Consider the following 25685-nt stretch of genomic DNA (forward strand, 5'->3'; position numbering starts at 1 on the left):
CACGCGTGTGTGGCGAAAGGACGTGTGATGGATTCCGGCAAGGACACCTCGGCCGACCGCCCCGCATCGGGTGCCGGCGCCGGAGCGCCGGATCCGGGGACCGAGCACGACGCGCTCACCGAAGCGCACCGGCGGCCCCCCGCGGAGCAGCCGGATGACGATTCCGGGTTCGGGCCGCCGGTGTCGGAGTTCGGGCCGTCGCTCAATGACTTCGGACCGCCGATCTCCGTATTCGGTTCCGCCGGTGAGGGTTTCGGTGCGCCGAGTACCGAATTCGGGGCGCCTGCGGCGGATTTCGGTGCGGGTGATTTCGGTCCACCGACCGGTGAGTACCCGGTGGCGCCCGACGCGGCCGCGTCCGGTTGGACGCCCGCACCGGCACCGGCCAGTCCCGAATTGGCCTGGCGGCCCGCAGATGACGGCGCGGTGACGCCGGGCGTCGCGCCGGAGTACCTCGCGCCGGATTCCGGGACGCCCTATTCGGGTGACCCGAATGCGTTGTACGGCAACGATTTCGACGGCTCCGAGCAGACGGTGCGGCATGCGACCACGCCCGAGCCGCCCAAGCGTTCCTCGGGCTGGGCCACCGGCGGCGGCATAAAGACCTCGCAGATCGGCCGGGAATCGGCCTGGCTGCGCTCCGCCGAGAACGGTATGCCGCCCGCGGACTCCGCTGCGCCGCAGCAGGAATCGCTGTCCTGGGCGGACGATCCGCTCACCAAGATGCTGATGCCGAAGAAGGCCGAGCCCGGTAAGGGCGGGGCCAAGAAGGAATCGCTGTCCTGGGGCGATGATGAGATCGCCAAGCGGCTCGCGCCGAAAGCCGCTGCGCCGCAACGCAAATCGAAGAAGCCGTGGATGCCGATCGCGGTCGGCGCGGGCGCGGTGGTGCTGATCGCCGTGGTCGCGCTGGTGGTGGTATCGCTGACCGGCGGCCAGGACGAGGCCCCGGAGCCGGAGGCCGTATTCGGTCCGGGTGGCACTGTCACCACCGCCGCGCCGACCTCGGTGGCCGCGCTGAGCTGCCCCGCCAAGCGCGAGGGACCGCTGACGATCGGGAACGGAGCCGGTGGCACCGATACCGGTGCGAACGCCATTCTGGGTTTCCAGCACGCGTTCTACGCCGATCGGGATGGCAACAAGGCGCGGTCCTTCGTTGCCCCGGACGCGTTGAACGTCTCGCCCGCCGACACCATCCAGAAGGCCATCAACGATGTGATCCCCAAGGGCACCAGCTACTGCCTGCGGATCACCGATGTCAGCACCGAGGACGGTATCCGGGACGGCAACAACGCCTATGACGCCGATCTCACCGAACATCGCACCGACGGCACCACGACGGTCTATCGCCAGCGCATCGGCACGGTGACCCGGGACGGCAAGCACCTCATCTTCGCCATCGACGAGCGCTGATCGCTCGGGGACGCCGGAGTCGCATCTCACAATGCGGGATCGGAATTTCATATTCTGGTAGCGCTGTGAAACAGTGGGTTTTGGCGTACCCCGGCGTTCCCTCGGAGGTGTTTCATGTCCGCGATCACTCCACCGCTGTCCCGGCGGCTCGATGGCCTGCAGAGTTCCGCGATTCGCGATCTGCTCAAGCTCACCGCGCGTGCCGAGATCATCAGCCTGGCAGGTGGATTGCCCGATGCGCAGCTCATGCCCCGGGACCGGATCGCGGTAGCCGCCGACGCCGCCCTGCGTGATCGCTCGGTATTGCAGTACACCGAATCCCCGGGCTGGGGTCCGCTGCGCGAGGTGCTCGCCGCCCGCGAGTCCACCCGGATGGGCCGCACTATTCCGGTGGACGAGGTGTTCGTCACGCACGGCTCCCAGCAGGCGCTGTCCCTGCTCGCCGAGGTACTGCTCGATCCGGGCGCGCTCGTGGTGGTCGAGGATCCCGCGTATGTCGGTGCGCTGCAAGTCTTCCGGGCCGCCGGAGCTCGTATCGTCGCTGTCCCGCTGGACGCCGATGGAATGCGCGTGGACGTGTTGCGCGAACTACTCGCGCAGGGTGAGCGCCCGGCATTCGTGCACACCGTCAGCAACTTCCACAATCCGGGCGGTGTCACCATGAGCCCGCAGCGCCGCCTGGAATTGGCGGAACTGGCCACGGCACACGGCTTCTGGGTCATCGAGGACGATCCGTACGGTGAACTCTGGTTCGACCGCCCGTCCCCGGCTCCCGTGGCGACCTACTCGCCCAACGTGATTCGCCTGTCCAGCGCCTCCAAGATCCTGGCCCCTTCGCTGCGGGTCGGCTGGATGGTCGCTCCCACGCGGGTGTGCCGCGCGGTGGAACTGCTGAAGCAGGGCGCGGATCTGTGCGGTTCGGCGCTCACCCAGCAGATCGCCACCACCCTGCTCTCGGACACCGATTGGCTTGCCGCCCATGTGGATTCGGTCCGCCAGGTGTACGGCGAACGCGCCCGCGCCCTGGTGAACGCGGTCCGCTCGGCCTTCGGCGACCGCATCGTCACCACCGACGCGGCGGGCGGCATGTTCGTCTGGGCGGACTTCCAGGACGGCACCGACACCGCCGCCCTGCTGCCCCGCGCCCTGGACGCGGGCGTCGCCTACGTCCCCGGCGCGGCCTTCGCCGTCTCCACCGATTACACCCACTCCATGCGCCTGTGCTTCACCACCTCGGACACGGCGGTGCTGGAGGACGCGGTCGCGCGCCTGGCCAAGGCACACGCCGCGCAGTAGACGACGGGTAGCGACGGGAGCGTGCACGAGCGCCCGGCGAACCCGCGGCTACGCCCAGTTGTAGGTGCGCTCGACCGCCTTGTTCCATTCATGGACGAGGTGGTCGCGGTCCGCGTCGGCCATGGTGGGGTTCCAGCGCTTGTCCTCGGCCCAGTTGGCGCGGATCTCATCGGTGGAGGACCAGTAGTCGACGGCGAGGCCCGCCGCGTACGCCGCGCCCAGGGCGGTGGTCTCGGTGACCACCGGGCGCACCACGGTGGCCTCGAGGATGTCGGACTGGAACTGCATGAGCAGTTCGTTGACGACCATGCCGCCGTCCACCTTGAGCGTCACCTTCTCCACGTCCAGATGCTGTGCGGCCGCATCGGCGCGCATGGCCTCGATGACCTCGCGGGACTGGAATGCGGTGGCCTCCAACACCGCTCGCGCGATATGGCCGCGATTGACGAACCGTGTGAGTCCGGCGAACACGCCGCGCGCGTCCGGCCGCCAGCGCGGTGCGAACAGGCCGGAGAACGCGGGCACGATGTAGCAGCCGCCATTGTCGGCGACGGTGCGGGCCAGCGGTTCGATCTCATCGGCGCTGGAGATCATGCCCAGGTTGTCGCGCAACCACTGCACCAGTGATCCGGTGACGGCGATGGAACCCTCGAGCGCGTACACGGCGGGCTGATCGGCGAGCCGGTAGCAGACGGTGGTGAGCAGTCCGTGCTCACTGAAAACCGGTGTCTCGCCGGTGTTCATGAGCATGAAATTGCCGGTGCCGTAGGTGTTCTTGGTATCGCCGGGCGACAGGCACGCCTGCCCGAAGGTGGCGGCCTGCTGATCGCCGAGAATGCCCGCGATCGGGGTGCCAGCCAGCGCGGTGCTCGTGATCTCGCCGTACACCTCCGAGGAGCTGCGAATGGTCGGCAGCATGGCCATCGGAATGCCGAAGTCGGCGCAGATGCCCGAATCCCATTGCAGCGTGCGCAGATCCATCAGCATGGTGCGCGAGGCATTGGTGACGTCGGTGATGTGCTGGCCGGTGAGATTCCACAGAATCCAGCTGTCGATGGTGCCGAAGCAGAGTTCCCCGGCCTCGGCGCGCTGGCGGGCCCCGGGCACCCGATCCAGGATCCAGCGCACCTTGGGTCCGGCGAAATAGGTGGACAGCGGCAGTCCGGTGCGGTCGGCGTAGCGGTTCGCGCCCTCGGAACCGGCGAGTTCGACGGTCAGATCCGCGGTGCGGGTGTCCTGCCAGACGATGGCGTTGTGGATCGGCTTACCGGTGGCGCGCTCCCACACCACGGTGGTCTCGCGCTGATTGGTGACGCCCGCCGCGGCGATATCGCCCGCCCCGATGCCGACGTTCTCCAGCGCCTCGGCGATGACGAGTTCGGTATTGCGCCAAATGGTTTCGGCATCGTGCTCGACCCAGCCGGGTTGCGGGAATATCTGCTCGTGCTCGCGTTGTGCGACCCCCACGATGAGGCCCTGGTGATCGAACACGATGCACCGGCTGGAGGTCGTACCGGAATCGATGGCAGCCACATATCGACGCATTCGGGACAGGCTACCCGCCGGGTATGCCCGCGCACCGCCATGACGCGCACCCCGTCCGGACACCACACCGCCGGGTCGTACACCGAACGATTAGTGTGGACTACGGTTGCTTGCGAGTAGCTGAGCGTCGACATCGATACGAACGCCGCGCCGGACATCCGCGGCGAAAGCCGGAGGAGTCGAGCATGACGAAGAACCCGCGATCGCAGTTTCTCGGCCCCGAACAGCGCGAAGAAGCCTGGGCGCGCTTGGGTAAGGACAACTTCGATGTGGTGGTGATCGGCGGTGGCGTGGTCGGCGCCGGTATCGCACTCGATGCCGCGACCCGTGGCCTCGAGGTTGCTCTGGTGGAGGCCCGCGATCTCGCCTCGGGCACCTCCAGTCGCTCCTCGAAGATGTTCCACGGCGGTCTGCGCTATCTGGAGATGATGGAATTCGGGTTGGTGCGCGAGGCGCTGCACGAGCGTGAACTCTCGCTCTCCAAGCTCGCGCCGCATCTGGTGAAGCCGCTGCGCTTTCTGTACCCGCTCACCCACTACGGCTGGGAGCGGCCCTACGTCGCCGCCGGGCTCACCCTGTACGACACCATGGGTGGTGCGAAATCCGTTCCGGGACAGCATCATCTGACCAAGTCGGGGGCGCTGCGACTGGCTCCCGGACTCAAGAACAACGTGCTCACCGGTGGACTCACCTACTACGACACGGTGGTCGACGACGCCCGGCACACCATGACGCTGGCGCGCACCGCCGCGCACTACGGCGCGGTCATCCGCACCTCCACCCAGGTGGTCGGCTTCCTGCGCGAGGCCGATCGGGTGGTGGGCGTGAAGGTGCAGGACAGTGAGGACGGCCGCCGCACCGAGGTGCGGGGCAGCGTCGTCATCAATGCCACCGGCGTCTGGACCGATGAACTGCAGGCTCTCGCGCATCAGCGCGGACGATTCCATGTGCGAGCGTCCAAGGGTGTGCATATCGTGGTCCCGCGCGATCGCATCGCCAGCGATACCTCGATCATTCTGCGCACCCCCACCTCGGTGCTGTTCGTGATCATGTGGGGCACCGATCACTGGCTCATCGGCACCACCGACACCGATTGGAATCTCGACCTCGCGCATCCCGCGGCGACCAAGAACGACATCGACTATCTGCTCGAACACGTGAATTCGGTGCTGGTCACCCCGCTCACGCACGCCGATATCACCGGCGTGTACGCGGGCCTGCGCCCACTGCTCGCGGGGGAGAGCGATCAGACCTCCAAACTCTCGCGCGAGCATGCCGTCGCCCGCATCGCCCCCGGTCTGGTGGCCATCGCGGGCGGTAAGTACACCACCTACCGCGTGATGGCCTACGACGCGGTCGACGAAGCGGCACAGGACATTCCGCGCCGCGTGCCGCCGACCATCACCGATAAGGTCCCGCTGCTCGGCGCGGACGGCTATCACGCGCTGCTGAACCAGACGCCGCATCTGGCCGAGAAGTACGGCATCCACCCGTACCGAATCCAGCACCTGCTCAACAGGTACGGCTCGCTCATCGACGAGGTGCTCGGCCTCGCCGACGGCAAACCCGAACTGCTGCAACCGATCGAGGCGTCCCCCGGCTACCTCCAGGTCGAAGCGGTCTACGCCGCGGCCGCCGAAGCCGCCCTGCACCTGGAGGACATCCTCGCTCGCCGCACCCGCATCTCCATCGAATACGCGCATCGCGGCGTCGACTGCGCCGAGCAGGTGGCCCGTCTGGTGGCGCCGGTGCTCGGCTGGGACGAAGCCGAGATCACCCGTGAGATAGCCACTTACGTGGCTCGCGTACAAGCCGAAATCGAATCCCAGACCCAGCCCGACGACGCCTCGGCCGATGCCCTGCGCGTGGCCGCGCCGGAACCCCGCCCGCAGATTCTGGAGCCGGTTCCCGTCGAAAAGTAGTGCGCTGAAAGGGATCCGACGGCGGCCGCCCGCACCGGGGTGTGCACGCACGGGCTCGGGGCGGCGATGGCATCGCTATCGCGCGGCCCGAGCGCGTGCTCGATCTGCGGTTCGATGCCGATCCGCTCGGCCGCAGTCCCTTGCTCAGGTGCGTCGCCGGGTTCGGTATCGGCGTGGGACACACCGATGAGCGGCAACTCCGGGACGCAGCGGTTCGCGATGATCGCGCGGTCTACGGACCGGGCGGCTCGGGCTGGCAGCGTGGGCAGAAGTAGATGCCTCGATCCGCGCGGGCCAGGGCCGGATCATCGGCCAGCAGGTGCACAACCAGGTTGGTGCCGCAGCGGCGGCAGGGGCGGCGCTGGCGGCCGTAGGCCAGTTCGCGCCACGGGGGATGGTGGGCGGCGCGGGTCAGGACGCGGTGCGCCTCATCGACCAGGGCGGGGAGATCCGCTACCCGGGCGACCGGGGTGGCCGGATGCACGCGGCGCAGGAAACAGATTTCGCTGCGGTACTTGTTGCCGATACCGGCCAGGTTGCGCTGATCCAGCAGCGCCACGCCGATCGGCTGGTCCGGATGTTCGGATATGCGTCTGATCGCTTCCGCCGCATCCCAATTCGGCCCGAGCAGATCCGGGCCGAGATGAGCAGTCGCGGTGTGCTCGGCAGTGCGCGGCAGCACCTCCACCAGACCCAGGGAGAATCCGACGGCTTCGGCGTCATCGGTGGCGAGGATCAAGCGGGCGGTGAATGCCGGTTTGGTCCAGCGCTGGCCGGGGGTGTACACCCGGTATACGCCTTCCATTTTCAGGTGGGTGTGAATGCTCAGCTCGGGCGTGCGCACGAACAGATGCTTGCCGTAGCTGCCCACGCTCTCCACCCGCTGTCCACGCAGGTCCAAGGTGGCATACCTGGGTACCCGGAAGTCGCTGCGTGTGAGCACCTTGCCCGCCAGCGCCCTACGCAGCCGGGCGGCGGCGAAGAATACGGTATCGCCCTCAGGCACGGTGGCATCCGTTCACGGGCGACTCCGCAATCGGAACCCCTTGGGCGTGGCCGCGAACCCCGCCTGCGTCAGAAACTCGGCGAAGGTGTTGCCGTGCACCGACTCCCCGTCCACCCGATCGATGACCAGCGAATCCACTCGGCGTTCGCGCACCAGCCCGGCCAGTGCCTCGGCTCCCGCGCCCCGTGCCGCCGAATCCTCGGTGAAGGTCAGCAGGGTCTTGCCGCCCCGCTCCAGATACAGCGTCAGCTCCCCGTCCACCAGCACCACCAGCGCACCCGCCTTGCGGCCCGGCCGATGCCCGGCCCCCTCCACCGCCGATTTCGGCCAAGGTAGCGCCGCCCCATAGGCATTCGCCGGATCACACGCCGCCAGCACCAGCGCCGTCGCCCGAGCGCTGCCGCCGGTCATTGCCGGCGAGCCCGAACCACGACCGCCCGCATCCGGCCCGCTGTTCTCGTATGCGCGCGGCCTATCCGTTTCGAACGAACGCAGTCGATCCACCACGTCGGTGGTCGAGAACTGTGCTCCGCCCAGCGAATCCACGAAATAGCCGCGGCGGCACCGTCCCCGATCCTCGAATTCGGTGAGCACCCGGTACATGAGCGCGAACCCGCCCCGAATGCCCTCGCTCTGCACCGACCCGCGCGTCAGCACCCCGTACCGTTCCAGCAGCACATCCGCCGTAGCGTGCGCCCGGATCGTATTGTCGGCCACCCGCTCCGGCAGCAGCGACCATCGCCCGGCCGCGCTGGGCGGACTGGTCCGCACCGGAACCCCGGTGCGCGGCAGATACATTCGCCCGCGCGGCGCTCGCCGTGGCGTGCGATGTGCGGTGGTCGTCCGCGCGGTCCCGGCCAGCAGCGCCCGCACCGGCGCGAACGTATCCCCGGCGACATATCCGGCCCACACCAACTCCCACAGCGCGCCGAGCACCGCCCCCTCATCCTCCAGCCCGCTGGCATCGGCCAACTGCCGGAAGAAATACGCCCCGCCACCGGACATATCCACAACCTGGTAACCGGTTCCCCGCGCAGCCGATTCGGGCGGTTCCGGTTCGAGGTAGCTCGCGTCCATATCAGCGGGCGCACCGATTTCGGACTTCGCGGTGCCCGGGGATGGCGCGGTGCCCGGGGATGGCGCTGTGCCTGGGGATGGCGCTGTGCCTGGGGACTGCGCTGTGTCTGGGGACTTCGCGGTACCAGGGGACTTCGTGGTGCCCGGGGACTTCGTGGAGGCCGGGGATATGGCTTTCGCTGTGGACTTGGCGGTGGCCCGGGGCTCCGAGTCAGCCACGGGGCCCGTGATTGCCCCGGGTTCTGCGGTGTGCTCCGGCAACCCGTCGGGTGAGATCGCGCCACTCGGGCGCGAGGTCTCGGGTGCCGCGCCGACCGGAGCGGTCGCCGTGCGGTCCGATCGAGGTGTGCGCCCGTTCGTGCCCGGGCCGCCGATCACGGTGGCGCCCAAGGCCATCAGCAGGCTGATGTGGGTTTCGGTGAGGTCGAGGTCGTCGGGTGGTGGGAGGGACAGGCCCGCTTGGTCGGCGGGGTGCAGGGCTATCCAGCCGTCCTTGGCGGTGATGGAGCCGTGGCCGGACCAGAGGACCTCGCCGGTGGCCATGAGTTCGTCCAGCATGGCGGGGGAGTAGTCGCGGACGCGGGCGGGCAGGATGAGCGATTCCCAGGCCGAGGCCGGGATCGGTACGCCCGCAAGCTGTTCCACCACGGCCGCGACGCCGTCGACGCCACGCAGTTCACCGGTGCCGATGTGCTGCCAGGACGGCAGGAAGCGCGCCAGGGCGGCGGTGGCCACCGGCTCCACCTCCTTGCGGGCCGCAGCGAGCGAGCGGCGGCGCAGGCGGCGCAGCACTTCGCTGTCGCACCATTCGGATCCGGCCGCACCCGGTGTGAATTCGCCTTCCACGACGCGCTTTTCGGCGGCCAGGCGATGCAGGGCGGTGGCCGCGACCGCCGTGCCGAGACCGAAACGGTGCGCGACCCGGGTGAGGGTGAACGGTCCGTGGGTGCGGGCGTAGCGTCCGACCAGATCGCCCAGCGGATCGGTGACCGGTTCGATGAAGGCGGCCGGAACCCCGATGGGCAGCGGCACCCCGAGCGCGTCACGCAATCTGGCCGCGTCCTCGACCGCGACCCACCATCGCGAGCCCGCGAAGGAAACCTCCAGGGCGCGATGGCTTTTCACCAGTTCGGCATGCCAGGGCCGAGGATCCTCGAGGCAGCGTTCGGCGGCCTCCTCGGCCGTGATCGGCCCGAGCAGGCGCAGCAGATCGGCCAGCCCCTCCATATCGCGCGCCTGCCGCTCCGGGGTGAGCCGCTGCAATTCCCGCTCGGTCTGTTCGAGCACTTCGGCATCGAGTAGTTCCCGCAGCTCCACCCGGCCCAGCAGTTCCGCCAGCAGACTGGAATCCAGTGACAGCGCCGCCGCCCGGCGTTCGGCCAGTGGACTGTCGCCCTCGTACATGAACTGCCCGATGTAATCGAACAGCAGTGAATTGGCGAATGGTGACGGCGTGGCCGTCTCCACCTCGACCAGGCGCACCTGCCGTCGCGCCACCCGCCCCAGCAGTTCCCGCAGCGAAGGCAGGTCGTACACGTCCTGCAGGCATTCCCGCACCGTCTCCAACAGGATCGGGAACTCCGGGAATTTGCGTGCCACATCCAGTAGTTGGGCCGCCCGCTGCCGCTGCTGCCACAGCGGCGCGCGCTTTCCGGGATCGCGCCGGGGCAGTAGCAGCGCCCGCGCCGCACACTCCCGGAACCTCGACGCGAACAGCGCCGACCCGCCCACCTGTTCGGTCACCAGATCATCGATCTCATCCGGTTCGAATACGAACAACTCCGCGCCCGGCGGATCATCGGTGGTGTCCGGCAGCCGCACCACGATCCCGTCATCGGACGGCGTCGGCGCGGCATCCACCCCGAACCGCTCCCGCAACCGCGCCCCCACCGCGAGCGCCCACGGCGCGTGCACCGGCAGCCCATACGGCGAATGCAGCACCACCCGCCAGTCCCCGAGCTCATCCCGGAACCGCTCCACCAGCATGGTCCGATCGGTCGGCAACTGCCCCGTCGCCACCCGCTGCTCCTCCAGCAGCGCAACCAGATTCGCCGTCGCATTGGCATCCAGCCCCGCGGCGGAGGTCACTCGCTCCAACTCGGTCGTAACCGGCCCGGCGGATGCGGATGTGCCCCGCCCGGACCTGTTCTTGCCAGCGGTGTCGGCGGTTACCGTGCCGGATGACTGCTCTACCGCCTTGCCCGTCGTGCGGACGAATTCGCCCAGGGCCGCGCCCAATTCGGCGGGGCGGCCGAGGGAATCGCCGTGCCAGAAGGGGAGTCGGCCGGGCAGGCCGAAGGCGGGGGTGACCAGGACGCGGTCGAAGGTGATCTCCTCGATGCGCCAGCTGGTCGCGCCGAGGGCGAAGACGTCGCCGACGCGGGATTCGTAGACCATCTCCTCGTCGAGTTCGCCCACGCGGGAGGCTTTCTCGCCGACCATGAAGACCGGGAAGAGGCCGCGATCAGGGATTGCGCCGCCGGAGGTGACCGCGAGGCGCTGTGCGCCCGGGCGACCGGTGAGGGTGCCCGCATCGCGATCCCAGACGATGCGCGGGCGCAGTTCAGCGAACTCGTCGGAGGGGTAGCGGCCGGACAGCAGATCCAGCACCGAGTCGTAGGCCGAACGGGGCAGGGACGCATAGCTTCCCGTACCGCGCACGGTCTCGAACCACACCTCGGCGTCGAGCGGTTCCAGCGCGCACGCCGCCACGGTCTGCTGGGCGAGGATATCCAGCGGGTGCAGCGGAACCTTGAGTTCCTCGATCTGCCCGGCCGTCATGCGCTGCGATGCCACCGCGCAGTGGATGACATCGGTGCGATGCTTGGGGAAGATCACGCCGCGCGAGATCTCCCCGACCTGATGCCCGGCGCGCCCGACGCGTTGTAGCCCGCTGGCCACCGAGGGCGGGGCCTCCACCTGCACCACCAATTCGACCGCGCCCATATCGATTCCGAGTTCCAGGCTGCTGGTGGCGACCACGCAGCGCAATCGCCCGCTCTTGAGATCGTCCTCGATGATGGCGCGCTGTTCCTTGCTCACCGACCCGTGATGGGCGCGCGCGAGCAGCGGAGCCGCACCGTGAATCACCTCGGTGGAGGCCCCCAGCTGCGCGGGCGGCGCATGCTCGGTATCGACCTTCTCACCGATCCGCCCCGCGTACTCCTCGTTCAATCGGGCCGTGAGCCGCTCGGCCAGCCGCCGCGAATTCGCGAACACGATCGACGACCGATGTTCGAGCACCAGATCCACGATCGCCTCGTCCACATGCGGCCAGATCGATCCGGGCTGATCCGAATCCTCCACTCCCGCATCGGGTTCGGTCATATCCGCGACCGGCACCCGCACCGACAGGTCGAACGTCTTGGGCGCGGGCGGCTTCACAATGGTGATGGGCGCACTCCCCACCAGGAATCGCCCCACCTCCTCGGGCGGCCGTACCGTGGCCGACAGTCCGATCCGCTGCGCCGGGCGTTCGGTCAGAGCATCCAGCCGCGCCAGCGAAAGCGCCAGGTGCGCACCTCGTTTGGACCCCGCGATGGCATGCACCTCGTCCACGATCACGGTGTGCACCTCGCTGAGGCTCTCCCGCGCCGCCGAGGTGAGCATCAGGAACAGCGACTCCGGCGTGGTGATGAGAATGTCCGGCGGCGTCCGCAACAGCCCGCGCCGATCCGCCGGACTGGTATCCCCGGACCGCACTCCCACCCGAATCTCGGGCGCGTCCAATCCGAGTCGCTTCGCCGTCTGCGTGACCCCCACCAGCGGGGCCCGCAGATTCCGCTCCACATCCACCGCGAGAGCCTTCAGCGGGGAGATATAGAGCACCGACGTCTTACGTTTCTCGGCGGCAGCCTTCGCGCCGCCATCGGCGCTCACGCTTTTCGCGCTTTTCGCGCTGCTCGTCGCTTTTCGCGCGCGAGTGGTGCGCTTCACAGCGGCAGGTTCGGCCGTCGCCATCTCCCGAGTCGCCAGCCGATCGATCGCCCACAGGAACGCCGACAGCGTTTTACCCGACCCGGTCGGCGCGATGACGAGCGTGTGTTCCCCCGCCGCGATGGCCTCCCACGCCCCCAACTGCGCGGCCGTCGGCGCCGGGAACGCGCCGTCGAACCACTCCCGGGTAGCTGGTGAGAACCGATCCATCGCCCCAGTCTGCACCCGACCACCGACACCCGGCGCTCATGCGCCGGTCGGACCCGGGATCGTCCGCGTTTCGGAGGAGCGGGTGATCGCTCGCATGCGATCAAGATCGACCGGGTGCGGGTCGGGAGCGAAGGACGGGCAATCGGATTACGGCTGCGGAGCCCGCGCGTAGGCTGCGAATCGTGCAGAAGGTGCTCCGGCTCGACCTGGTCAGTCACGGGATGACCGAGGCGATGCGCAAGGCACGATTCCCGGTGGACGAACCCTTGACCGAAGCCGGGCGGCGCGCGGTGTCGGCGTGCGGGCGATTACAGGCGGCGCGGGTGCTGACCGCGCCGGAACGCCGGACCGTGGAGACCGCGGCGCTCATGGGTCTCATGGGCAATGAGGATGATCGATTACGCGATCTCGACGCCGGCGCGTGGCGGGGCGGGGAGCTCATGTCGGTGCCCAAGGAAGACCTGTATCTCTGGCTCACCGATCCCGGCTATCGCGGACACGGCGGTGAATCGGTGGTGGATGTGGTCGAGCGCACGGGGGAATGGCTGGCCGATATCGCGGTCGAAGGTGAGCCCACCATCGCCATCACGCATCCCTCGGTCATTCGCGCCGCACTCCTGGTGACCCTCGACGCACCCGCGAAGTCGTTCTGGCGCATAGACGTTCCGCCGGTGAGCGTCACCCGCCTGCACTATCGCGGCGAATGGACCCTGCACTTCCGCCCCTGAGCGGACCGGTCAGCTGGTCAGCGCACCGCCGAGCATCGCCCGCACCGCATCGGTGATGAGCTGAGCGGACAGCGTCGGATCGATGGCACGCAGAATGCCCAGCCCCAACCCGAGACTCAGCACCGAGGTGGCCGCGTCCTCGGCGGGCATCGGCAGGCTCAGCCCGGTCGAATCGGCGAGGGATTGCAGGCTCGCGGCAATGGTCCCGCGCACCACGCCGAGACTCGACACCATGGCGGCCTGCAGCGCCGGATCGTCCCGGGCCACGATGGCGAATTCGAATTCCAGCATGGTCCAGCCGACATCGCCGAGCGTGCGCTCGGCCCAGCCCTGAAACCGCGCCAGCCGTTCCTCGAGCGTGCCCTCGGTGCCGAGCACCTCGGTGACCTCCGTGAATTTGGACTCGTGAATGAGCCCGAGCACCTCCAGGCACAGCGCCGATTTGGTGCGGAAGTTCGAGTACACCGCGCCCTTGGAGTAACCGGCCTCCTCGGCGACGCGTTCCAGGCTGGTTTTGGCGTACCCGTCGGTGAGGAACATGTCGCGTGCCGTCGCGAGCAGGTCGGCGCGGGTGCGGGCCTGGCTCTCGGTGCGGGTCAGTCGTGCCATGCGGACATTCTATGTACTCGAAGATTTGGGATACCCTCGGTATTCGAATTCTGCTAGTGTTCGAAACTATGAGTAACAGGAACGGGTCACATCGACGTGGCCTGGCCATCGGATGCGGCGGCACGGTCGGCGCGGCGTGGATCGTGGCCGCGCTGGCGGCGGCCCGCGATGTACTGGACTGGGATCCCCGCACCGCCGACGTCATGATCGGCACCTCCGCCGGCGCGGAAATGCTGACCATGCTGGGCAGCGGCATCGGCGTCGACGAGCTGATCGATATGCAGCGCGGCACCTCGACGAATCCGATCCTCACCGCCCATATGCGTTGTGAGCCACCGCGATTCCCGCCGCTGCCGCGCCCGCGCCTGAACGCCCCCGCCCGCGCCGCGCGAGAGTTGCTGGCGCGCCCCGGCAATGGTCACGCCCTGCTCACCGCCGGTAGCGGCCTGCTCCCGCAGGGCAGTGGCGACGCGAGCTGGTTGCAGCGCCTCGCGGACCGCCTAAACCCCGGCCGCACCTGGGTCGAACACCCCGCCACCTGGCTGGTCGCCATGGACGACGCCACCGGCGAACGCGTCGCCTTCGGTTCCCCGCATGCCCCGCGAGCGAGTCTCGGTGCGGCACTTCGTGCTTCCTGGGGCGTTCCCGGCTGGTTCCCGGCCGTGCCCATCGACGGCCGGAATTTCATCGACGGCGGCGCGGCCTCCACCGCCTCGGCCGATCTGCTCATCCCGGCGAAGCTCGACGAGGTCGTGGTCATCGCCCCGATGGCCTCCACCGGCCGCATTCCGGCCACCGGCGCGGGCCACTTCCTGGAGCGGCAACTGCGAAATCGCATGAGCGAGAAGCTCGATACCGAGATCGCCCAGCTGCGCGCCAGCGGCACCAAGGTGCTGCGCCTGGACGCCACCGCCGAGGACCTCGCCGTCATGGGCCCCAACTTCATGGACGGCCGCCGCCGCCTCGCCACCTTCGAACACAGCCTGATCAGCACCCGCAAAGCCATGGAACAGGGAGTTTTCGCATGAGCGTCCTCGGAAAGAACTATCCGGCAATCGATCTCGCCGGAGCACGGGTCCTGATCACCGGCGCGGGCCGCGGTATCGGCCAGTGCACGGCGGAACTGTTCGCGAGCAAGGGCGCGGAGGTCGCCATCGCCGATGTGGACACCGCCGCCGCACACGCCGTGGCAGGCGCCCTGGACGCCAAGGCTTTCGAACTCGACGTCCGCCACCGCGATCAGTGGGACAAGGTCGTCGCCGACTTCGGCCGCATCGACATCCTGGTCAACAATGCCGGCGTCATGCCCGCCGGAGCCTTCCTCGACGAACCGGATGCGGTGGGCCACACCACCATCGACGTGAACGTGTGGGGACTCATCCACGGTATGCGCGCCGTCGCACCCGGCATGGTGGACCGGGGTAAGGGCCACATCATCAATGTCGCGTCGCTGGCGGGCAAGATCCCGATCGCGGGCCTGGCCGTCTACAACGCCAGCAAGTTCGCCGCGGTCGGCCTGTCCGCCGCGACCCGCCTGGAATTCGAACCCTACGGTGTCAGCGTCAGCACGGTCATGCCGTCCGCGGTGCGCACCCGCCTGTCGTCCGGCCTGACACTGGGTGCGGGCATGCCCACCGTCGACCCGGAAGACGTTGCCGCGGCGGTGGTTCAGACCGTGCGCACCCGCCGGGCCGAGGTCGCCGTCCCCAACTATCTCGGCCCCATCGACGCGGTGTTCGCCGCCGCGCCGGAGCCCGCCGTGCGCCTGGTCCGCCGCCTGTTCAACGGAGACCGCGCCCTGCACCCGTCCGACGAATCCACCCGTGCCGCCTACGAACAGCAGATTCGCGCCATCAGCGCCGACGAACAGAGCTGATCCGAATGCTCGACGGCCCGAACCGCATGGGGGTTCGGGCCGTTGCCTTTCGGTCAACCAGGCAGGTCAGCCGAACTGAATGCCCTGCGCCAGTGGCAGTTCCGTGGAGTAGTTGACGGTGTTCGTGGCCCGCCGCATATACGCCTGCCACGAATCCGAACCGGATTCGCGGCCGCCGCCGGTCTGCTTCTCGCCGCCGAACGCGCCGCCGATCTCCGCACCCGAGGTGCCGATATTGACATTGGCGATACCGCAATCGGATCCGTCCGCGGCCAGGAACCGCTCCGCCTCGCGCTGGTTCTGCGTGAAGATGGACGACGAAAGCCCCTGCGGCACCCCATTGTGCAGTTCGATCGCGGTATCGAGATCGTGATAGGTGAGCACGTAGAGAATGGGCGCGAAGGTCTCCTCGCGCACCACCGCGGTCTGCGCGGGCATGCGCACGATGGCGGGCCGGACGTAGTACGCGTCCTCGCCGAAACCGTCGACTCGCTCACCCCCGCACAGCAATTCACCGCCGTCGGCCTGTGCCCGCGCCAGCGCGTCCCGCATCGCGTCATAGGAGCGGCCGTTGATCAGAGGTCCGACCAGCACCCCCTCCTCGAGCGGATTGCCGACGCGCAGTTGCCGATACGCCGAGGAGATGCGATCCAGCAGCGGCCCGGCCACATCCGCGTGCACGATCAGCCGCCGCAGCGAGGTGCAGCGCTGCCCGGCCGTCCCCGCCGCCGCGAAGACGATGCCGCGCGCCGCCAGATCCAGATCCGCCGACGGCGTCACCACCGCCGCGTTATTGCCACCCAATTCCAGCAGGCAGCGCCCGAACCGCTCGGCCACCCGCGGGGCCACCATCCGCCCCATCCGCACCGATCCGGTGGCGCTCACCAGTGCGACGCGCGGATCGTCGACCAGCTGTGCGCCGACCTCGCCCGTGCCCTGAATCAACTGGTGCACTTCGGGATTGACGCCGACATCGGCCGCCGCCCGCCGCAGCAGCGAATGGCACGCCAGCGCCGTCAACGGCGTCATCTCCGACGGCTTCCACACCACGGTATCCCCGCACACCAGCGCGAGCGCGGTATTCCACGCCCACACCGCGACCGGGAAATTGAACGCCGAGATCACCCCGACCACGCCCAGCGGATGCCAGGTCTCCAGCAGTCGGTGCCCGGGCCGCTCGGACGGCATGGTCTTGCCGTACAACTGCCGCGAGAGCCCGATGGCGAACTCGCAGATGTCGATCATCTCCTGGACCTCGCCGCGCGCCTCGGCGCCGATCTTGCCGGCCTCCAGGGTCACCAGTTCGCCCAGCTCGTTCTGGTGCTCCACCAGCAGCTGTGCCAAGCGCCGCACCACGGCGGCGCGCTGCGGCGCGGGCACGGTGCGCCAGTCCCGGAACGCCTCGGCCGCACGCCCGATCGCGGCGTCCACCTCGGCCGCCGAACTGGGTCGCAGGGTGAGCAATTCGCCGCCGGTGATCGGCGTGCGCACCGAGAGCTCGCCCGGTTCGGGGGTTTTCGCGCCGAGCGCGCGTAGTAGCGACTCGGTGCGAGCGCGGGGCTCGCCGGTCAATTCATCGATCATTACAGGGTTCATCGGCAGCTCCAGTATGGGTTCCGGCCACGAGTTCGGTTCGCTGAGTTAGCCTTCGCTGATGGCGGATACACCGGCGAAACCACAACTCGACGACATCGATCGATTGCTGATCCGTGAGCTGATAGCCGATGGTCGCGCCACACTCTCCAATCTTGCCGAGAAGGCGAACCTTTCGGTGTCAGCGGTGCAGTCGCGTGTCCGGCGGCTGGAGGCGCGCGGCGTGATCCGCGGCTACACGGCGAACGTCGATCCGGAGGCTCTGGGGCAGATGCTGTCGGCATTTGTCGCCATCACTCCTCTCGACCCGTCGCAGCCCGATGACGCACCCGCACTGCTACAGCACATTCCGGGCATCGAGGCCTGCCATTCGGTGGCCGGAGACGAGAGCTACATGCTGCTCGTGCGAGTGGCCTCACCCCGGCACCTGGAGCAGCTGCTGCAGGAAATTCGCGCGACCGCCAACGTCCGGACTCGAAGCACCATCATTCTGCAGACATTCTATGACAAGTAGGTTGCTTTCGTAATTAGTTCGGAACTTACGGACAAAACCGTAAAAGTTCGTTTACGCTGGGGTGGTGACCCTAGAACTCGATCGGCTCGGGGCGGTTGCCGACACGACCCTGGTCACCCCCGCCCGGGTGCATGAAATCCTGTCCGAGAACATCCTCGCGGACGGCTTCGATCTAGTGCTGGACCTGCGAAAGTCTCGCGGCCGCCGACTGGTCGACGCCCGCGACGGCACGGCTTACCTGGATATGTTCGGCTTCTTCGCCTCCTCGGCGCTGGGCATGAACCATCCGGCCCTGGTCGGTGACCGCCGCTTCCTGTCGAACCTGACCGCGGCGGCCCTGAACAAGCCGAGCAACTCCGACGTCTACACCGTCGAAATGGCCGGATTCGTGGACACTTTCGCGCGTGTCCTCGGCGACCCCCGGCTACCGCATCTGTTCTTCATCGACGGCGGCGGGCTCGCGGTCGAGAACGCCCTCAAGGCGGCGTTCGACTGGAAGTCCCGGCACAATGAAATGCACGGGCGCGCACCGGAACTCGGCACCAGGGTGCTGCATCTGACCGGCGCCTTCCACGGCCGCACCGGGTACACGCTCTCGCTCACCAACACCGATCCGGTGAAGACCGCGCGCTTCCCCAAGTTCGACTGGCCGCGCATCGACACCCCGTACATCGGCGACGCGCATCCCGATATCGAGGCCGCGGAACGGCACGCCCTCGATCAGATCATTCGCGCCTTCGCCGAAAACCCGGACGACATAGCGTGTTTCATCGCCGAACCCATCCAGGGCGAAGGCGGCGACCGGCATCTGCGACCGGAATTCCTGCGCGCCGTACAGGAGCTCTGCCACGCCAACGACGCGCTGTTCATCCTCGACGAGGTGCAGACCGGCGTCGGCATGACCGGCAGCATGTGGGCCTACCAGCAGCTCGGCCTGGAACCCGATGTGGTGGCCTTCGGCAAGAAGACCCAGGTCTGCGGAATCATGGCGGGCGGGCGCATCGACGAGGTGCCCGACAACGTCTTCCACGTCAGCTCCCGGCTCAACTCCACCTGGGGCGGCAACCTCGCCGATATGGTGCGGGCGCGCCGCATCCTCGAGGTGATCGAACAGGAGGCCCTGCACGAGCGCGCCCGCGAACTCGGTGCGCATCTGCTGCGCCGACTGACCGAATTGTCCACCGCCCATGCGGAAGTCACCGAACCGCGCGGACGCGGCCTCATGTGCGCCATCACCCTCGACACCGCCCAACTGCGCGATGACGTGGTGACCCGGCTGCGCGAGGAGGAACACATCCTCATCCTCGGCACGGGGGAGCGCGGTATCCGCTTCCGGCCCCCGCTCACCGTCACCGTCGCCGAACTGGACGAGGCCGTCGACGCGCTCGGGCGCATCCTCGGCTGAGCCTTCACTCGGCGGATAGGGCATTCGGGCGCGGCTGACCGCCGCGCCCGAATTGTGCGTGCCGCGCGACACCCGGCAGGAACTCCGCGAAACCCCGTGTGGCCTCCTAGCATTCGGCCACATGTCAGCTCGCCGCCATGCCGGTATGACACGGTGCATCGCGTGATCGCGCGCGGTACTCGACCCGTTCTGCTCATCGCCCTGACCCTGTTGGCCGGATGTTCGGGCGGCCAAGGGGCGACCGACGCCAAGGTGACCGGGACCTCCGCGGCATCGACGCCCGCCCCATCCTCGACTGCGATCGCGCCCACAACCGTTGCGCCGCAGGCGAATCTGCTGCCCGGCATGCCGCCGCCGTTATCGCCCGCCGATGTGTACGCGGGCACCCGCGAGCTCAGTCCGGCCGTCGCAGACCATTTGCCGCGGGTCTACGTGCCCAATAGCGAATCGCACACCATCACGGTGATCGATCCCGCCACCTTCCAGATCGTCGACAGCTATTCGGCGGGCGGGTCGGAGCCGCAGCACGTGGTGCCCTCGTACGATCTGCAAACCCTCTACGCCAACAATGATCTGCCGATCGGCGGCGGCAGTCTGCTGCCCATCGATCCGCGCACCGGTAAGGCGGGCGAGCCGATACCGGTGCGCGATCCGTACAACATGTATTTCACCCCCGACGGCAAATACGCCCTCGTGGTCGCCGAAGCCGACCGGTCGCTCGATTTCTACGATCCGCACACCTGGGAGAAGTCGCACGCGGTCGCCGTCCCCGACTGCGGCGGCGTCAACCATATGGATTTCACCGCCGACGGCCGCACCGCATTGGTCAGCTGTGAATTCAGCGGCCGCATGGCCGTGGTCGATATCGCGGAGCTGCGCCTGATTCGCATGGTCGACCTGCCGCAGGGCCGCGGGGCCATGCCGCAGGATGTGAAGCTGTCCCCGGACGGCCGCGCCTTCTACGTCGCCGATATGGCCACCAACGGCATCCACGTCTTCGACGCGAACACCTTCGAGAACACCGGCTTCGTCCCCACCGGCGACGGTACGCACGGGCTCTACATCACCCGCGATTCCACCGCGATGCTCATCACCAATCGCCATGACGGGACCATCTCGGTATGGGACTTCGCCACGAATCAGCTGGTTCGCAAGTGGCAGATTCCGGGCGGCGGCAGTCCCGATATGGGCAATCTCTCGGCGGACGGTCGCGTCTTCTGGGTCTCCGGCCGTCATCACGGCGAGGTCTACGCCATCGACATCGTGGAATGGAAGCTGTTGGCCCGCATCCCCGTTGGCCGGGGCGCGCACGGACTCACCATCTGGCCGCAGCCCGGACGCTATTCCACAGGCCACACCGGGGTGATGCGGTGACCATTCACAAGCGAGATATTTTTCCCGGGCCACAGCTCGCCTGCGGCGTCAAAACGAGTCTCGACCTGCGGGTTTCTACTGGCAGCCAGTCAATAACCATACTGACGAGTAGGCAAGACGGGATTACCAGAGGGCACTGGTACTGGTTACACTCCCGGGCATGACGAGTGTCCAGCAGCAGCCTTCGCCGGGGTCGGCGGGCGCCCCCGATATCCACACCACCGCCGGCAAGCTGGCTGACCTGCGTAACAGGCTGGATGAAGCCAAGCACCCGATGGGTGAAGCCGCCGTCGACAAGGTCCACGCCAAGGGCAAGATGACCGCGCGCGAGCGCATCCTCGCTCTGCTGGACGAAGGTTCGTTCGTGGAGCTCGACGCGCTCGCCCGGCATCGCAGCGTGAATTTCGGCCTGGAGAACCAGCGTCCGCTCGGCGACGGCGTGGTGACCGGTTACGGCACCATCGACGGCCGTGACGTGTGCATCTTCTCCCAGGACGTCACCGTGTTCGGCGGCTCGCTCGGCGAGGTGTACGGCGAGAAGATCGTCAAGGTCATGGATCTGGCGCTCAAGACCGGCCGCCCGCTGGTCGGCATCAACGAGGGCGCGGGCGCGCGCATCCAGGAAGGCGTTGTCTCCCTGGGCCTTTACGGTGAGATCTTCCACCGCAATATCCAGGCGTCCGGCGTGATCCCGCAGATCTCGCTCATCATGGGCCCGGCCGCGGGTGGCCACGTCTACTCGCCCGCCCTCACCGACTTCGTCGTCATGGTCGATCAGACCTCGCAGATGTTCGTCACCGGTCCCGACGTGATCAAGACCGTCACCGGTGAAGAGGTCACCATGGAGGAGCTGGGCGGCGCCCACACCCACATGGTGAAGTCCGGTGTCGCGCACTACGTCGCCTCCGGCGAGCAGGACGCCCTGGACTACGTCAAGGACCTGCTGAGCTACCTGCCGAGCAACAACCGCGCCGAGGCCCCGCGCTTCCCGGCCACCGATCCGATCTCGGGCGCCATCGAGGAGAACCTCACCGAGGACGACATCGCGCTGGACACGATCATCCCGGATTCGCCGAACCAGCCGTACGACATGCACGAGGTCATCAAGGCCCTGGTGGATGACGACGAATTCCTCGAGGTGCAGGCCGAGCGCGCGATGAACATCATCGTCGGCTTCGCCCGCATCGACGGCCGCAGCGTCGGCTTCGTGGCCAACCAGCCCTCCCAGTTCGCGGGCTGCCTGGATATCGACGCCTCGGAGAAGGCCGCGCGCTTCGTGCGCACCTGTGACGCCTTCAATATCCCGATCATCACCCTGGTGGACGTTCCGGGCTTCCTGCCGGGCACCGGCCAGGAGTACAACGGCATCATCCGCCGCGGCGCGAAGCTGCTCTATGCCTACGGTGAGGCCACTGTGGGCAAGATCACAATCATCACCCGCAAGGCCTACGGCGGCGCCTACGACGTCATGGGATCCAAGCATATGGGCGCCGATGTGAACCTGGCGTGGCCGACCGCTCAGATCGCCGTCATGGGCGCGTCGGGCGCGGTCGGATTCGTCTACCGCAAGCAGCTCAAGGATGCCGCCGCCGAGGGCGCCGACGTCGACGCGCTGCGCCTCGAACTCCAGAACGAGTACGAGGACACGCTGGTCAACCCGTATGTGGCCGCCGAGCGGGGTTATGTCGACGCGGTCATCCCGCCGTCGCACACCCGCGGTCAGATCGTCTCGGCGCTGCGGCTGCTGGAGCGCAAGATGGTGACCCTGCCGCCCAAGAAGCACGGCAACATTCCGCTCTGATCGGACGATAAGCGCTTCATGGGGCGCACACTGAGGTTGGGACTCCGGTACCACTCGTACCGGGACCCGCACACCGCGCAAGAACGCCCCATCCGAGCAAAGATGGTAGGAACGGGCCTTCGATGTTGAGGGCCCACAAATTACCGTTCGCGGATTCGAACCCATTTCCGCGAACAGCCGCGCCACCCGCGCGGAATTGGACAGGAGGACTGGCGCTGTGACGACCATGGCTGACGAAGAAGTACTGCGCGCCGCCGAACTGGATCTAGCCGTCGATGGATTGACGGAAACGGTCGAAACGGCTGTTGCCGAAGCTGACCCGTCGAGCGCCGGTCCGCTCATCCAGGTAATCAAGGGAAATCCCAGCGATCTCGAATTGGCCGCCCTGGTGGCCGTATTCGCGGCCGCCGCGAGCGTCCCGAGTGCCGCGCCCGATAACGGCCCGGCCGATATGTGGGGTCGGCCGACCCTGCTGCACCGCGGCTCCGCGCCGTTCTCGCCCTACGCCTTCCCGGCCCTGTCCCATCTGAAGGACTGACCGAACGCCGAAAGGCGACCGACCGCGCCGGTGCGTGACCACCGGCCCGACCGGTCGTGGCACGGCTCCAAATAGGCTGTGCCCATGACCGCTGTGACCGAGACGAACGCTGTGCCCGGGACGACTTTCGTCCTGGCCTCCCAATCTCCGGCCCGGCTCGGCGTACTCCGCAATGCGGGAGTCGAACCGGTGGTCCGGGTGTCCCACGTCGATGAGGACGCGGTGGCCGCGGCCCTACCCGCGGACACCACACCCGATCGCGTGGTGATCGAACTGGCCCGAGCGAAGGCGCGCGAAATCGCCGCCGTGATCGCCGCCGAGGCCGATCCCGCCGCCGGTGAATTCACCGATTCCGTTGTGGTGGGCTGTGATTCGATGCTGCTCGTGGACGGGCGGCTACAGGGCAAACCACTCACTCCCGAGGTGGCGCGGGCGCGCTGGGCCGAAATGGCCGGGCGCAGTGCCGATCTGCTCACCGGGCACTGCGTACTGCGCCTGCGCGCGGGCGAGATCGTCGGCGAGGCGGCCGATTGCAGTTCCACCACGGTGCATTTCGCCAAACCCGAACCCGAGGAGCTGGACGCCTACATCGCGACGGGCGAGCCGTTGCAGGTGGCCGGATCCTTCACCCTGGACGGCCTCGGCGGCTGGTTCGTGGAGCGCATCGAGGGTGATCCGTCCAGCGTGATCGGGATCGGGCTACCGCTGGTTCGTCGACTGCTTGCCCAGGTGGACGTCGGGGCTACGCAGCTGTGGCGCGACCCGGCTCGTTGAGGTCGCCAGGCGCGGTTCCTCGGTGTCGTTCGCGACGCCGGGGATGCCATCGGTGGTCCGGGCCGCCGCGAGCAATTCCAGTCGCGCCACACATAATTCGGGTTCCACGAAGGGATGCAGCCGCACCGTGACGGTGTCGCGTGCGCCATTGTGGTCCAGCACCTCGCGCATGAGTCCCAAATGCACGCCGCAGACGACTTCGGAGTGGGTGCGCGCGAGTTCGCGCAGCGGGCACGCGGTGAGCCGAATGAGCGAATGCTCCTCGGTCTCCCCGGCGGGATCGCGTTCGGGTGCGAAACCGAGTTCGGAGGCGACGGTGACGGTGAGATCCCGTGCGTCCTCCAGTGTTTCGACCGGTTGGTCCACCGATTCCAGTTTGGAACCCCAGACCCGGCCCGCGGCAATGGCGGCGTCCGAGCGGCGGCGCGGATCGCTGCCGAGTTGATCGGCGAGCACCTGTGCCAATTCCTGATAGCCCACCGATCGCTGTACGGCGGTATATCCGATTCGCGGACGGCCGCGGCCGCGCGGGGGCTGTTGGAATTGGCGTACCAGTGATTCCCGGGTGAGCACATCCAAATGGAAACGCACCGTAGTCACATGTTGGCCGGTGACGCGGGCCAGTTCCTGTGCGTCGAGAGGCTCGCTGGCGCCACGTAGGATCGCGAGCAGACGTCGTCGCGGCCAAGAATCGGACATAGCTCACCCCTCCTCTCGAGAGACTTTATCGGATGAAGCTGCGCTTAATTCGCTCAATCATCCGATTCGTGATCTGAAACGAGTTTCGTTACCGCCACTTGCCTACGATCGGTGCTGAGATTCGAACTGCCGATACCCAACCCACCACGCGTGAAGGACCACACTGTGCCCGTTGCCCCGGATCCGCATCACTCGTTCGGTTCCTACGCACATCCTCACCGACTAGTAACCACAGAATGGCTGTCGGCAAACATCGGCGCGCCGGGACTCAAGATCATCGAGTCCAACGAGGACATATTGCTATACGACATCGGCCATGTCCCAGGGGCCATCAAGATCGATTGGCGAAACGAGTTGATCGATCCCCGAACTCGCGATGTCGTCGACGGTGAAACCTTTGCCGCGCTCATGCGTGCCAAAGGTATAGGCCGCGACGACACCGTGGTGCTCTACGGTGATCGCGCCAATGGCACCGCGGCCGCCGCCCTGTGGGTGATGGACCTCTTCGGACACGAGGATGTGCGCCTGTTGGACGGTGGCCGGGATGCCTGGATCTCCGAGGCCCGCGACACCACCTTCGAGGTCCCGTACCCGCTCGCGAGCGAATACCCGGTCCCCGCACGCGATGACAAGACCGCCCGCGCCTTCCGCTCCGACGTCATCGCGCACCTGGGCGCACCGCTGATCGACGCCCGCGTCTTCGAGGAGTACACCGGCGAACTCGTCGTACTGGACCGCCCCGAGGAGCAGGCGCTGCGCGCGGGGCACATCCCCACGGCCGTCAGCATCCCGTGGAGCGCTTCGGTCGCCCCGGACTCGCGTTTCCGGCCGCGCGCCGAACTCGACGTGATCTACGGCGCGGTGTCCGACGGCGTCGCCCCGATGGTCTACTCCCGCATCGGCCGCTGGTCGGCCCTCACCTGGTTCGTCCTGACCTACCTCGTCGGTGTGCAGGGCGTCCGCAATTACGACGGCTCCTGGACCGAATGGTCGAACGCGGTCGGCGCGCCCATCGTGACCGGCGAGGAGCCCGGCGCGCTGCCGGAGATCATCCGGCGCGACTGACAGTCCGGTGATCCCGCGCGGGCCGAACGGGCCGGTCGTGCGCGATCCGGGTGGAGGTAACCCCGGCCGCCCTATGCGCGAATAGTGATGCGAAGGTAGGTTCTTCCCCGAACATCCCGCGCAGATGTTCCGGCGGAAGCCCGGTGGCCCCGCGAGTACGGGGTTTCGGGGGCGAAACCCTGGAGCGTCACGAAAGTTGTGATTCTCACCCTTCGGGCCTACCCATGGGTAGCCCTAGCCCGGTTCGGCTGTTGTTGGCAGACTGCCTACACTGCCCAAGACGAAGTTATCTCCAGCACAGGAG

Annotated in this window: 18 protein-coding genes and 1 pseudogene; 13 read left to right on the forward strand and 6 right to left on the reverse strand. The window is 67.7% G+C overall.

Annotation, left to right across the window (positions count from 1 at the left end; genetic code table 11):
• The first annotated feature begins 27 nt into the window (after positions 1-27).
• Both AB0L82_RS34535 and AB0L82_RS34540 read left to right on the forward strand, forming a co-directional pair.
• Positions 28-1413, forward strand: coding sequence for a hypothetical protein (locus AB0L82_RS34535; protein WP_364646179.1), 1386 nt, complete (start codon positions 28-30; stop codon positions 1411-1413).
• Between the two features lie 114 nt (positions 1414-1527).
• Positions 1528-2709, forward strand: a complete 1182-nt coding sequence (locus tag AB0L82_RS34540; protein WP_364646182.1) for a PLP-dependent aminotransferase family protein — start codon at positions 1528-1530, stop codon at positions 2707-2709.
• Positions 2710-2757: 48 nt separating this feature from the next.
• Here AB0L82_RS34540 and glpK read toward each other — a convergent pair whose 3' ends face one another.
• Positions 2758-4254, reverse strand: a complete 1497-nt coding sequence (glpK, locus tag AB0L82_RS34545) for a glycerol kinase GlpK (RefSeq protein WP_364646185.1) — start codon at positions 4252-4254, stop codon at positions 2758-2760.
• 185 nt (positions 4255-4439) lie between these two features.
• Between glpK and glpD the strand changes: the two genes are divergently transcribed.
• Positions 4440-6176, forward strand: coding sequence for a glycerol-3-phosphate dehydrogenase (glpD, locus tag AB0L82_RS34550; RefSeq protein ID WP_364646188.1), 1737 nt, complete (start codon positions 4440-4442; stop codon positions 6174-6176).
• 232 nt (positions 6177-6408) lie between these two features.
• On the opposite strand, the gene AB0L82_RS34555 is transcribed toward glpD, so the two are convergent.
• The gene (locus AB0L82_RS34555) at positions 6409-7182 is read right to left on the reverse strand and encodes a DNA-formamidopyrimidine glycosylase family protein (protein ID WP_364646191.1); all 774 of its coding nucleotides are present in this window, start codon (positions 7180-7182) and stop codon (positions 6409-6411) included.
• A 1494-nt stretch (positions 7183-8676) separates the two neighbouring features.
• A pseudogene (locus AB0L82_RS34560) lies at positions 8677-12405 on the reverse strand (ATP-dependent helicase); the annotation flags it as partial.
• A gap of 182 nt (positions 12406-12587) precedes the next feature.
• Here AB0L82_RS34560 and AB0L82_RS34565 point away from each other — a divergent pair.
• Positions 12588-13133 carry a histidine phosphatase family protein gene (locus AB0L82_RS34565; RefSeq protein WP_364646194.1) on the forward strand — a complete coding sequence of 182 codons (546 nt, stop codon included), beginning with the start codon at positions 12588-12590 and terminating at the stop codon, positions 13131-13133.
• 9 nt (positions 13134-13142) lie between these two features.
• On the opposite strand, the gene AB0L82_RS34570 is transcribed toward AB0L82_RS34565, so the two are convergent.
• The gene (locus tag AB0L82_RS34570) at positions 13143-13742 is read right to left on the reverse strand and encodes a TetR/AcrR family transcriptional regulator (RefSeq protein ID WP_364646197.1); all 600 of its coding nucleotides are present in this window, start codon (positions 13740-13742) and stop codon (positions 13143-13145) included.
• 68 nt (positions 13743-13810) lie between these two features.
• On the opposite strand from AB0L82_RS34570, the gene AB0L82_RS34575 reads away from it, so the two are divergent.
• The gene (locus AB0L82_RS34575) at positions 13811-14770 is read left to right on the forward strand and encodes a patatin-like phospholipase family protein (RefSeq protein WP_364646200.1); all 960 of its coding nucleotides are present in this window, start codon (positions 13811-13813) and stop codon (positions 14768-14770) included.
• Positions 14767-15618 (forward strand): SDR family oxidoreductase, encoded by an 852-nt coding sequence (locus AB0L82_RS34580; RefSeq protein WP_364646203.1) that lies wholly within the window; start codon positions 14767-14769, stop codon positions 15616-15618. Before AB0L82_RS34575 ends, AB0L82_RS34580 begins: the two co-directional genes overlap by 4 nt.
• Positions 15619-15684: 66 nt before the next feature.
• Here AB0L82_RS34580 and AB0L82_RS34585 read toward each other — a convergent pair whose 3' ends face one another.
• Positions 15685-17214 carry an aldehyde dehydrogenase family protein gene (locus tag AB0L82_RS34585; protein ID WP_364646206.1) on the reverse strand — a complete coding sequence of 510 codons (1530 nt, stop codon included), beginning with the start codon at positions 17212-17214 and terminating at the stop codon, positions 15685-15687.
• Between the two features lie 58 nt (positions 17215-17272).
• On the opposite strand from AB0L82_RS34585, the gene AB0L82_RS34590 reads away from it, so the two are divergent.
• From AB0L82_RS34590 to AB0L82_RS34615, 6 genes are all read left to right on the forward strand, one after another.
• Positions 17273-17725 carry an Lrp/AsnC family transcriptional regulator gene (locus tag AB0L82_RS34590; RefSeq protein WP_067562135.1) on the forward strand — a complete coding sequence of 151 codons (453 nt, stop codon included), beginning with the start codon at positions 17273-17275 and terminating at the stop codon, positions 17723-17725.
• 64 nt (positions 17726-17789) lie between these two features.
• Positions 17790-19130 carry an L-lysine 6-transaminase gene (gene lat / locus AB0L82_RS34595; protein ID WP_364646210.1) on the forward strand — a complete coding sequence of 447 codons (1341 nt, stop codon included), beginning with the start codon at positions 17790-17792 and terminating at the stop codon, positions 19128-19130.
• Between the two features lie 162 nt (positions 19131-19292).
• Entirely contained in the window at positions 19293-20504 is a 1212-nt protein-coding gene (locus AB0L82_RS34600; RefSeq protein ID WP_364646213.1) for a beta-propeller fold lactonase family protein, read from the forward strand.
• 160 nt (positions 20505-20664) lie between these two features.
• Positions 20665-22305 (forward strand): acyl-CoA carboxylase subunit beta, encoded by a 1641-nt coding sequence (locus AB0L82_RS34605; RefSeq protein WP_364646216.1) that lies wholly within the window; start codon positions 20665-20667, stop codon positions 22303-22305.
• A gap of 226 nt (positions 22306-22531) precedes the next feature.
• Positions 22532-22843, forward strand: coding sequence for an acyl-CoA carboxylase epsilon subunit (locus AB0L82_RS34610; protein ID WP_364646529.1), 312 nt, complete (start codon positions 22532-22534; stop codon positions 22841-22843).
• Between the two features lie 84 nt (positions 22844-22927).
• The gene (locus AB0L82_RS34615) at positions 22928-23617 is read left to right on the forward strand and encodes a nucleoside triphosphate pyrophosphatase (RefSeq protein WP_364646219.1); all 690 of its coding nucleotides are present in this window, start codon (positions 22928-22930) and stop codon (positions 23615-23617) included.
• Here the strand turns inward: AB0L82_RS34615 and AB0L82_RS34620 are convergent.
• The gene (locus AB0L82_RS34620) at positions 23543-24316 is read right to left on the reverse strand and encodes a transcriptional regulator (protein WP_364646222.1); all 774 of its coding nucleotides are present in this window, start codon (positions 24314-24316) and stop codon (positions 23543-23545) included. The two genes, AB0L82_RS34615 and AB0L82_RS34620, sit on opposite strands and share 75 nt — an antisense overlap.
• Before the next feature lie 165 nt (positions 24317-24481).
• Between AB0L82_RS34620 and AB0L82_RS34625 the strand changes: the two genes are divergently transcribed.
• The gene (locus AB0L82_RS34625) at positions 24482-25381 is read left to right on the forward strand and encodes a sulfurtransferase (RefSeq protein ID WP_364646225.1); all 900 of its coding nucleotides are present in this window, start codon (positions 24482-24484) and stop codon (positions 25379-25381) included.
• The last annotated feature ends 304 nt before the right edge of the window (positions 25382-25685 follow it).

This window comes from Nocardia sp. NPDC052001, from assembly GCF_040680615.1.
In the GTDB taxonomy this organism is placed as follows: domain Bacteria; phylum Actinomycetota; class Actinomycetes; order Mycobacteriales; family Mycobacteriaceae; genus Nocardia.